10 protein-coding genes are annotated in these 9511 nt (G+C 75.7%); 4 read left to right on the top strand and 6 right to left on the bottom strand.

Annotation, left to right across the window (positions count from 1 at the left end; genetic code table 11):
* The first annotated feature begins 669 nt into the window (after positions 1 to 669).
* From AB0K65_RS24925 to AB0K65_RS24915, 3 genes are read left to right on the top strand one after another with little or no spacing between them, the layout of a single operon-like run.
* A complete protein-coding gene (locus tag AB0K65_RS24925; protein WP_365720109.1) occupies positions 670 to 894 on the top strand; it encodes a hypothetical protein in 225 nt (74 codons plus the stop codon).
* Positions 891 to 2177 carry an MFS transporter gene (locus AB0K65_RS24920; protein ID WP_365720107.1) on the top strand — a complete coding sequence of 429 codons (1287 nt, stop codon included), beginning with the start codon at positions 891 to 893 and terminating at the stop codon, positions 2175 to 2177. Before AB0K65_RS24925 ends, AB0K65_RS24920 begins: the two co-directional genes overlap by 4 nt.
* 29 nt (positions 2178 to 2206) lie before the next feature.
* Entirely contained in the window at positions 2207 to 2938 is a 732-nt protein-coding gene (locus tag AB0K65_RS24915; protein WP_365720105.1) for a 4'-phosphopantetheinyl transferase superfamily protein, read from the top strand.
* A gap of 331 nt (positions 2939 to 3269) precedes the next feature.
* Here AB0K65_RS24915 and AB0K65_RS24910 read toward each other — a convergent pair whose 3' ends face one another.
* The 6 genes from AB0K65_RS24910 to AB0K65_RS24885 all read right to left on the bottom strand — a co-directional run bounded on the left by AB0K65_RS24910 (position 3270) and on the right by AB0K65_RS24885 (position 7446).
* Entirely contained in the window at positions 3270 to 3716 is a 447-nt protein-coding gene (locus AB0K65_RS24910; protein WP_365720103.1) for a hypothetical protein, read from the bottom strand.
* 143 nt (positions 3717 to 3859) lie between these two features.
* Complete coding sequence (locus AB0K65_RS24905) at positions 3860 to 4084, bottom strand: hypothetical protein (protein ID WP_365720101.1); 225 nt, start codon at positions 4082 to 4084, stop codon at positions 3860 to 3862.
* 179 nt (positions 4085 to 4263) lie between these two features.
* Entirely contained in the window at positions 4264 to 5256 is a 993-nt protein-coding gene (ppk2, locus tag AB0K65_RS24900; RefSeq protein WP_365720099.1) for a polyphosphate kinase 2, read from the bottom strand.
* A gap of 172 nt (positions 5257 to 5428) precedes the next feature.
* Complete coding sequence (locus tag AB0K65_RS24895; RefSeq protein ID WP_365720097.1) at positions 5429 to 6433, bottom strand: restriction endonuclease; 1005 nt, start codon at positions 6431 to 6433, stop codon at positions 5429 to 5431.
* Between the two features lie 626 nt (positions 6434 to 7059).
* On the bottom strand, positions 7060 to 7206 hold the full coding sequence (locus AB0K65_RS24890) for a hypothetical protein (RefSeq protein WP_365720095.1): 147 nt from the start codon (positions 7204 to 7206) through the stop codon (positions 7060 to 7062).
* A gap of 60 nt (positions 7207 to 7266) precedes the next feature.
* The gene (locus tag AB0K65_RS24885) at positions 7267 to 7446 is read right to left on the bottom strand and encodes a hypothetical protein (RefSeq protein WP_365720093.1); all 180 of its coding nucleotides are present in this window, start codon (positions 7444 to 7446) and stop codon (positions 7267 to 7269) included.
* A gap of 200 nt (positions 7447 to 7646) precedes the next feature.
* On the opposite strand from AB0K65_RS24885, the gene AB0K65_RS24880 reads away from it, so the two are divergent.
* Positions 7647 to 9479, top strand: a complete 1833-nt coding sequence (locus tag AB0K65_RS24880) for an NlpC/P60 family protein (RefSeq protein WP_365720091.1) — start codon at positions 7647 to 7649, stop codon at positions 9477 to 9479.
* The last annotated feature ends 32 nt before the right edge of the window (positions 9480 to 9511 follow it).

Here is a 9511-nt window from a genome sequence, read left to right as displayed (position 1 = left end):
GACCGGAGGCCCGGCGGGCGGACCCCGGGACGGCCCGGCACGCTGCCGGGCGCGCCGCCCGAGACGCAGCCAGAGACGCAGCCCGGCAGGCAGCCTGACCGGAGGCCCGGCGGGCGGACCCCGGGACGGCCCGGCACGCTGCCGGGCGCGCCGGGCGAGACGCAGCCAGAGACGCAGCCCGGCAGGCAGCGCCAGAGCATGTCCGGCATGGGGCCCGTGCGGGCCCCCGCGCAGCCCGGGACGCCACCCGGCACGCAGCTCCAGGGACCGCCCGACAAGCAGCCCGGCGCGCCGGCCCCGAGCCGGTCCGGTGGCTCGGCCCGTACGGCTCCGGCGGCGGCCGCCGCCGGGCGCGGCCCGGACCGGTCCGAGCAGGCCCCGCCAGCCGGGGTGGCCCACCGTGCGGCGCCGACGGCCGGCGCCCTCCGGGGCGGCGCCCGCCCGGGACGGCGGGTGCCCGGGGCCGGACGCTTGAGCAAGACGTGCCACCGGCCGAGGCCCGGCGGCACGGCGGCTCGGCGGACGGAGCACCGCGGCCACGCCGGCCGGCGGCGCGTCGGCGGGCCGCCCGGCCGCCGCGGCGGGGCGGCGGCGCCGCCCGGTCGTGCGGGGCCCGGCTTCGCCGTCCGGGCCAGGTTCCTGCCGGACCGTTCCCTGCCCGGGATATCGGTGGCCCCCGGCGCCCCGGCCGTCGCGGCCCGGGCGGCCGGAGAAGCCGTGGCCCGGCGGCTCGCCCGCACGGGCCGGGCGCACCTGGGCGGCCGCCTGGAGCTCCGCGTGGTCGGCGCTCCGGCCGGTCCGGCCGCCCTGGCCCACGCCGCCGAGCGGGCGGGCGTACGAGCCGTCACCGCCGCCTTCCCCCAGCCATCCGCCACCCGAAGGACCTCTTCATGACCACGACCTCGCCACCGCCCACTTCCTCCGCCGCGACCGTCCCCCCGGTCCCGGGGCCGACGGCCGCCGTCCCCTGGGGCAGGGTGGGCGCGCTCGTCGGCGGCCAGGCGGCGGTGCAGCTGGGCAGCTTCGGCCTGCTGATCGCGATGAACTGGACGGCCGTGCAGATCGGCGGCACCCGGGCGGTCACACTGCTGATGCTGGCGGCGACCGTGCCCCGCGCCCTCATGCTCGTCTTCGGCGGAGCGGTGGCCGACACCCTGGGGCCACGGTTCGTCCTGCTGCGGACCACCAGCGCACGCGCGGCCCTGCTCGCGTTCGGCGCCGTGGTCACCGCCACCACCCACCAGTTGTGGCCCATGGTCGCGATCGCCCTGGTGGAAGGGATGCTGCTCGGACTGGCCGGGCCCGCGTCCGGGATGCTGCTGCCGCGCTTCGCCGCCGGCGGTCAGCTCGCGCGCGCCAACTCCGCGTACGCGATGGTGCTGCGCGTCGCCCCCATCCTCGGCGCTCCGGCCGGCGCCTGGCTGATCACCGTCGGCGAGCTGTGGGTGGCCCTCGTGGCGGCCGCCGTCACCGGTGTCGTCTGGCTCGGCTGCCTGCTGTACGTCACCCACGGCTTCACCCGGCCCGACCGCCGAAAGGGCGGGCCGTCGCTGGTGCGCAGGTCCGGCGACGGGTTCCGTCTCCTGGCCCGGCATCCGCGGCTGCGCTGGATGTTCGTCGCCTCCCTCTGCCTGGACATGGCGTTCAGCTGGCCCGCCGAGGTCGCGCTGCCGCTGCTCGTGCACCAGCGCGGCTGGGGTGTCGGGGCGGTGGCCATGGTGCTGGCGGCCTTCAGCGTCGGCGCGCTCGGCTCCAGCGCGCTCGGGGCGGCCTTCGCGCACCGCATCCCGGTCTTCGTCCGGCTGGTCGTGACCGGTGCCGGCCTGGCCGTGGGGATCACGGTGATGGCGCTGATGGCCACGCCGCTGTCGTTGACGGCGGTGGCCGCGGCGGTCGGCCTGCTGTCCGGGCTCAACGGTCCGGCGATCGTGACGCTCTACCAGGAGGCGGCTCCCGCCGACCGCATGGGAGCGGCGATGTCCACGCTCGCCCTCGCCGGGATCGGCACCGCCCCGCTGTCGATCGCCGTGTTCAGCTCGCTCTCGCTGCTGCTCGGCGTGCAGCAGACGTGGTTGCTGTGCGGGGCGATCGCCGCCGTGTCCCCGGTCGCGGCGTTCCTCGCGCTGCGGCAGCGGCCCGACCCGACCGCCGGGGGCGCGCTCTCCGCGCCCGTGTGACCCGCCCACCCGAACTGGAGGCATCCGATATGGCCGCACTCACCACCGGACGGCTGCTGGTCCCCCGCCGGCTGTCCGGCGCGGGCCCCGCCACCGCCGCCCTCACCCCGGCGGGGCCGGGGCTGTGGCTGGTGGACACCACCGAGTACCGGGCCCACGCCGCCCGGCACGCCCCCGGCACGCTGGACTCCGTGGAGCTCGCCCGCGCCGCCGAGTTCGTACGGTCCGCCGACCGGGACGGATACGTCTGCGCGCACGTCGCGCTGCGCCGGCTGCTCGGCGCGTACCTGGGCCTGGCCGCCCGGGAGGTGGTCGTGGAGCGCGCCCCGTGCGCGCACTGCGACGAACCGCACGGGCGGCCCGTGCTGCCCGGCGGCGCCCTGCACTTCTCCCTGTCGCACTGCTCGGGTCTGAGCCTGCTCGCCTTCGCGTCGACCCCGGTGGGCGTGGACGTGGAGCCGGTCCCCGACGCGGCGGCGATCGCCGAGACCGCCGACGTGCTGCACCCCCGGGAGGCGGCCGAACTCGCCGTTTTGCCGGCCGCCGAGCGACCGCTGGCCTTCACCCGGGTCTGGACCCGCAAGGAGGCCTATCTGAAGGGGACCGGCGTCGGCCTCTCCGCGGATCCGGCGGGTGATTACGTGGGCGCCGGCGCGATCCCGACCGCTCCACCGGGCTGGACGCTCAGCGACGTCCTCGCTCCGGAGGGACACCATGCGGCCCTGGCGCTGGCCGATGCCGACCCGGGCCCCCCGGGGTGACGCGGCCCCACGCGCACAGCGAGGGCCCCGCGCCGTGGCGCGGGGCCCTCGCTGTGCGCGGCGGACCGCCGGGTGCCGGGGGCCCCGGGGCCCTGTCCGTGGTCCGTGACAGGTGGTCCGGGCGCCCGACCGTCGCCCGTCGGCCGGGGAGCGGCGCGGTGCGCCGCCCGCCGTGCCGGAACAGCACGGCACGGCACACCCCAGCACGGCAGGCTCACGGAAACGGCCGGTGCGTCCGGGAAGAGGCTCTTCCCGGACGCACCGGCCGTTCGTGGGTGCGGTGGTGGTGCGGTCGTCCGTGTCCTCGGATCGAGGGGGGGCGGGGCGCCGTTCAGCGGTCCCGGTCAGACGCCCGTCCCGCGCCGTCCGGCCCGTCGGACGCGGGGCCGTCAGGGGAGGCCGCGATCCACGCGGTGAGCTGTTCCGGAGTGGTGGCGGGGTCCGCGACCAGCGTCGCGAGGGCGTCCTCGCGGAAGGTGGCGGTGGTCACGGCCGGACAGCGGTGGCAGGCCGACACCCCCGTCTGCTGCCACCACTGGCACCGGCCGCGCAGGTGGCACCGGGGGACCGACCGCTCCTCGCGGGCCGCCGGCAGCGTCCGTACGCGCTCCACGAGCGTGCAGTCGTTGCCCCGGCGGTGCGCGCACGCGGACACGCAGTGCGAGGCGAACCTCAGCACCCGGGTCGGCTCGATGCCCGCCGGAACGGCGCCCAGCGCCTCGGCGGCCGGGATCGGCCGCTCCAGGTACACGACCTGCCCGTCCTCGCCGGAACGCACCCCGAGCACCTGTGACTCGGGCCGGTCCGCGGCCCCGCTCGGACACCAGGTGAGGGGGGCCCGCTCCGGCCCTTCCTCCCGGCCGGGCTCCGCTCCGGCGGGCCGGCCGTCGCGCGGCGCGGTTCCCACGGTGCCCACCGCCGTCAGCTCTCGACCGACTCGGTGACCTTCTGGCCGACCGGGTCGCCGAGCGTGCCCGCCTGGGCAGCCTCCAGCTCCACCGCCTTCGCCAGGTGGGTGTGCAGCTCCTGCACGGAGCCGATCCGCTCGGCCGAGGCGGCGCTCGCCGGCGCCGCCGCCGCGCCGACGGCGATGCCGGCGGCGATCACCACCGCCGCGCCGCCCGCTGCCAGCCGGTTCTTCTTCATGGGCACTCCCGGTGCGAAAGGCGCAGCCCCGGCCGTTCCGGAGCTGTCCGCCGGGACCGACGGTAGGACTCCGGACCCGGCCGAGGCGGCAGTCGGCTGCGGCAGTTCACGGCGCGTACCCGTCCCGCGCGGCACCGGGATTCCGCTCGGTCGGTGGGCGCCGGAGCAATCGGGGCCGGTCAGGGCCGGTCGTCACCGGTCCCGGGGTGATCTCCCGGGCCCTTGCGCCCGGGGGCGAGAGGTGTGGGCGAGAGAGCCGAAGTCTCCTCACCGGCCTCCAGGAGGGTGTCCGCCGCGCCGACGATGAGCGGGTCGGGCTCACCCACGGCCTCGTGGTCCTTGCTCGCGTAGTCGATGCGCCGCAGCAGGCTGCGCATCGCCTCCAGGCGCCCCCGCCGCTTGTCGTTGCTCTTGACCACCGTCCAGGGCGCGTGAACGGTGTCCGTCGCCCTGAACATGGCGACCTTGGCGGCGGTGTAGTCGTCCCAGCGGTCGAGCGAGTCCAGGTCCGTGGGCGAGAGCTTCCACTGCCGCACCGGGTCCACCTGGCGGATCGCGAAGCGGGTCCGCTGCTCGGAGCGCGAGACCGAGAACCAGAACTTCAGCAGGTGGATGCCGTCCTCGACCAGCATGCGCTCGAACTGGGGGCACTGGCGGAGGAACAGCTCGTACTCCTCGTCCGTACAGAAGCCCATGACCCGCTCGACGCCCGCCCGGTTGTACCAGGAGCGGTCGAAGAACACGATCTCACCGGGGCCGGGGAGGTGGGCGATGTAGCGCTGGAAGTACCACTGCCCGGCCTCTCGCTCGGTGGGCTTGTCCAGGGCGACGATCCGGGCGCCGCGGGGGTTGAGCCGCTCGGTGAACCGCTGGATCGTGCCGCCCTTCCCGGCGGCGTCCCGGCCCTCGCACACGACGACCAGGCGCGCGCCGGTGTCCTTGGCCCAGCGCTGGAGCTTGAGCATCTCGATCTGGAGGATCCGCTTGGTCCGCTCGTACTCGCCCCGCCGTACCTTGCGGTCGTAGGGGTAGTTCTCCTGCCAGGTGCGGATCGGGTCGCCGGCGGCGCTGAGCAGCACGGGCTGCTCGGGCCGGGTGTCGTCCACGCTCAGACCGCGGAGCAGGTCCTCCCGGCCACGGTCCTCGTCGTCCTCGCCGCTCGTCCCCGTCACGTCGCCCACCTCGTCGTGCTCGCGTTCGTGGCCACCGGTGTCGGCACGTCGGCGCGTCCGGCCTTCGCTCCTCGTCGCGGGGAGCCCTTGTCGTCGTTGCGTCCAGTCTGCCCCACCGTCTCGAACATCGTGGTCCGACGGGTCCGAGCCGGGAACCCCGTGTCGGCGCGGGTCAGCACGGCGCCTCCGGCTGTACGGCCGTCTCCCACGGCGCGGGGCCGCTTCCCTCGCTCCAGGCGGCCAGGTCCTCGTGGTCGAAGCAGAGGATGCCGCACTGTTCGGCGTACTCGGCGGCTGGCTGGGTGAACCCGCCCGTGGTGACGACGGCGGCGACGGCCGCGCCGTGCACGGCGAAACAGGTGCCGCCGAACCGCTGGACGTCCTGGGAGCCGACCTTGTTGATCGGCCCGTAGCGCTTGCACTGGATGACGACCCGCCGTCCGTCGGGGGCCGTGGCGATCACGTCGGCGCCGAGGTCTCCGGCGCCGCCGACGACCTCGACGTCCCGGCAGCCGTCGCGGGCGCAGAGCGCGGCGACGGCCTGCTCGAAGGTGTCGGGGTCCATGGCGGCGTAGTCGTCCGCCGCGAGGGCGGGCGGAGTCTCCTCCGCCGCGGGTATCTCCCCGTCGGCGTGAGGCAGTCCGGCCGCGTCCGGCTCCTCCACCGGGAACTCCGGCGTGCCCGGCCGGCCGCCCGGGCGTTCCGAAATGTACGGCTCCGCTGCGGGAAGTTCCTCCGTGTACGGCTCCTCCAAGGGGAGTTCCCTGGTGTACGCCTCGTCCGCCGGGAGGACGGGGTCGGCGGCGACCGGCACGGGGTCGGGCCTCCGGAGGACGCGACGGCCGGGGCCCGGGCGGATCCCCCCGCGCGGTGCGGGGACGCCACGGGCCTGCCCGCGACGGGCCCTGCTCCGGCGGGCCCGCCGGAGCAGGGCCACCGTCAGGACGAGTCCGGCCGCCGCGGCCACGGCGGTGGCGGGATGCTGCTGGGCCGCGCGGGCGATCAGCCGCAGGGCGAGCCCGGTGGCGCTCAGGACGATGGCGAGGAGCCCGAAGAAGAGGATCAGCTGCCGCATGCTGAAGGCGGACCTGCGCGGAGCCCGCCCGACGCGCATCGTGCGGGAGTTCATGGCGGACCTGCGCGGAGCCCGCCCGACGCGCTTGGTGGGGGTGCTCATGGTCGGCTCTCACGGCCGTCGACGGCCCGGTCACATGTGATCATGGAAGCCGTCTGCCCCGCGTCGCCGGTTTTCAACGGCCGGGCCGGGCCCGTTCGCCCCGGCGTTCCGGCTCGGCGGGCGGCCCGTCGACCCGGCCGGCCATATCCAGCCCGGGCAGGTGCGTCTCGTCCACGTGGCAGCCCGGCCCCCGCGGCCCACGGGCGATGACGGACGCGCGCCGCCACGGCTCGGCGACTTCGGCGGGCTCGTCGGACGCGCCCTCGTGTGCGCCGCCACGGCCCCGGGCGTCCACCGGAGACGGCGTCGCCGCGTCCCACTCCTCGCGGGCGAGGGCCTCGGCGACGCGATCGCCGAGAGGGCTCCCGCACGGAGCGGGCCGCCTTCCGGGCGGTCGGCGGAGTGTTCCGCGTCGTCGTCCTGCCCGGCCTGTCCCGTCCTCCCGGGCGGGCCGGACGTCCGGGCGCGGTGCAGGGGGCTCGACGGCCATGCGCCATTCGGGGGGCGCCGGCCGACTCGACGGGCTGGTGCTGGTCTCCTGGCTCCGACGTCGTCATGGTCCGCAGCCTCACCGTGGCGGCGTTCCGTCGGCCGTGCCACGCCAGTGACGCCGGACTGACGGGTCCTCAGCTGTTGTGCCTGGCCAGGCTGTACACGAGGACGAACGCGGCGACCGCCATCACGGCGATGTGGAGCCAGGCGGGGGCGGCGGACGCGTCGGCGGCCGCCGTCACGGTCGAGGTGTCGGCGTGCAGGTGGGTGAGCGAGGTCATCGTTGCCTCCTGGTGGGTCGAGTGGTCGGAGTCGCCCGCCCGAGGGCGGGCGCGGTCACGTCAGCTCCGGTGGCCGCGGCCGTAGCGCCGCCCGTTGCCGATGCCCGCGATGTGCAGGGCCAGCAGCGTCAGGCCGATCAGCATGACGTTCGCCGAGGTGAAGACCTCGTTGGTCGCGATCTCGGCGGCGTTGATCAGGAATGCGATGACGAACAGCACCGCGGCGGCTATGCCCAGCATGGCCCGGCTCCCTTGTCCTGTGATGGGTGAGAGCTTTCGTGTACCCCCGTATCCGGGCGGCAGCCCTCTCCGGCGTGCGGACCTCACGGTGTGACGGCCCGCGCCGGCTCCCGGCGGGCGGGGGCGGGCGGACGGCCGCGGCGGTGCCGGGGATAAGGTCACCGCACGTCAGACGCCTACGTCACCCAGGGGGTTGGCACATGTCCCTGTCTCGTTCGACACCGAGCCGCAGATCGGCGCTCGCCGTGCTGACGGGTGCCGCTGTGGGCGCTTCGCTGCCGCTCGCGCCGTCCGCCTTCGCCTCCCCGGCGATGACCCCGGCGGTGACGCCGACGGCCGCCGTCACGGGTGAGACGACGGCCGTGACGGCGGGGGATGTGCCGGGAGCCGCCCGTGGGCGGCTGCCGATGGTGGCCGACCCGTGCGATCCCTGGCACTTCGCCACCCACCCCGCCGGTGCGCTGACGACCCGTACCATCGCCGGCACTCCCCCGCTGCTGGAGGTGTCGGACGACCGGGGGGTGCTCGCCACTCTGACCACCGGCGCCGCGACCGTCACGCTGCGCGGACCGAGGCGCTGGTTCACGGAGCAGAGGAAGCCGTTCGCCGACGACTTCGCGCGGGTCCTGCCGGCGGGCAGGACCGGGTGGGGCCCCTCCCCCGGCGGCGGCACCTGGTCGACGTACAACGGGCCCGACACGAACTACTTCCTGGAGAGCGGCCGGGCCGTCATCCTCCTCGACCGCGCCGAGGCCGGTTCCAGCCGCCACGCCCTGCTCCCCGACAAGACCGTCGGGGACCTCGACGCGGCCGCCCGCTTCTCCTTCGACAAGGTCCCCGCCGGCGCGCCCGCCTCCCTCGCACTCACCTTCGCCGTCACGGACGTGAGCAACCACTACCGGGCCCGTCTGATCGTCACCCCGGCCGGGGAGGTCCAGCTCGTCCTGGAGAAGGCGCTGAACAACGACGTCACGACCCTGGGCCCGGCCGTCACGGTCGGCACCGGCTTCGCGGCCTACGACCACTGGTGGGTACGGGTCGAGAAGACGGGCCCCCTCCTGTGCGCCCGCGCGTGGCGGAACGGCACGGCCGAGCCCGAGGACACGTGGCACCACAGCGTGCGCGACCCCGAGAAGGATCCGGCCAAGGTCTTCGGCACGGGCACGTGCGGAGTCCGCGCGCACGCCTCGGCCGGCAGCACCACGACCCTGGAGGCCCGGGTCTACGACTTCGTCGTCGGCGCGGCCGACTGGGCCGACCCGCCGGTGGTCTGCCACGACACGTGGGTACGGCTCCTGCCGGCGCCCTTCGACGGCACCTGGACGCCCGCCCTGGAACAGCGCATCCGCGCCTGGGCCGGCGACACCTCCCCCGACGCCCTCGCGTACGCGTCGATGTACCGGCCCTACGCCCCCGTCGTCACCGACCCCGCGCTCCAGGGCGCCCAGGTGCTGGGACAGTCCCGGTACAGCAAGCCCGACGGCGCCGGAGTGCGCCCCGTCGGGGCCGACTTCCACGAGTACATGGGGCGCGACTGGACCTTCCCCGCGAGCGGCGAGAGCGCGGTGGCGAACTCCGAGTTCGCGGGCTGCCTCGACTGCTCCGGCTTCGTCCGGATGGTGTACGGCCACCACCTCGGCATCCCCATGGTCGCCTTCGAGAACTTCGACGGCCGCAATCTGCCCCGGACCTCCAAGGACCAGTCCGCCCACGGCCCCGGCGTCGTGGTGGCCAAGGGCACGACCGCCGCGCCCTCCCTCGCCGCGCTGCGGATCGGCGACGTGGTCTTCTTCGACGCGACGCTCTCCGACCCGGCGGACCCGGAGACCGTCGAAGGCGTCATCGATCACACCGGGATCTACCTCGGGCAGGACCAGCACGGCGGTCTGCGTTTCGTCTCCAGCCGCAAGACACCCGACGGGCCGACCATGGGCGACCTCGGAGGGAAGTCGATCCTCAACGGCAGGAAGACGGAGGACGGCAGGAAGGGCGATCTGTACACGGACTCGCTGCGGGTCGTCCGCAGGTTCTGACGACCGGCCTCACGGGCGGGCGGGGGCCCGCG

The organism is Streptomyces sp. NPDC053755, assembly GCF_040677675.1.
GTDB lineage: Bacteria > Actinomycetota > Actinomycetes > Streptomycetales > Streptomycetaceae > Streptomyces.
The sequence above is the reverse complement of the archived record's forward strand: the minus strand, read 5'-3'. Positions and strand labels throughout refer to the sequence as shown.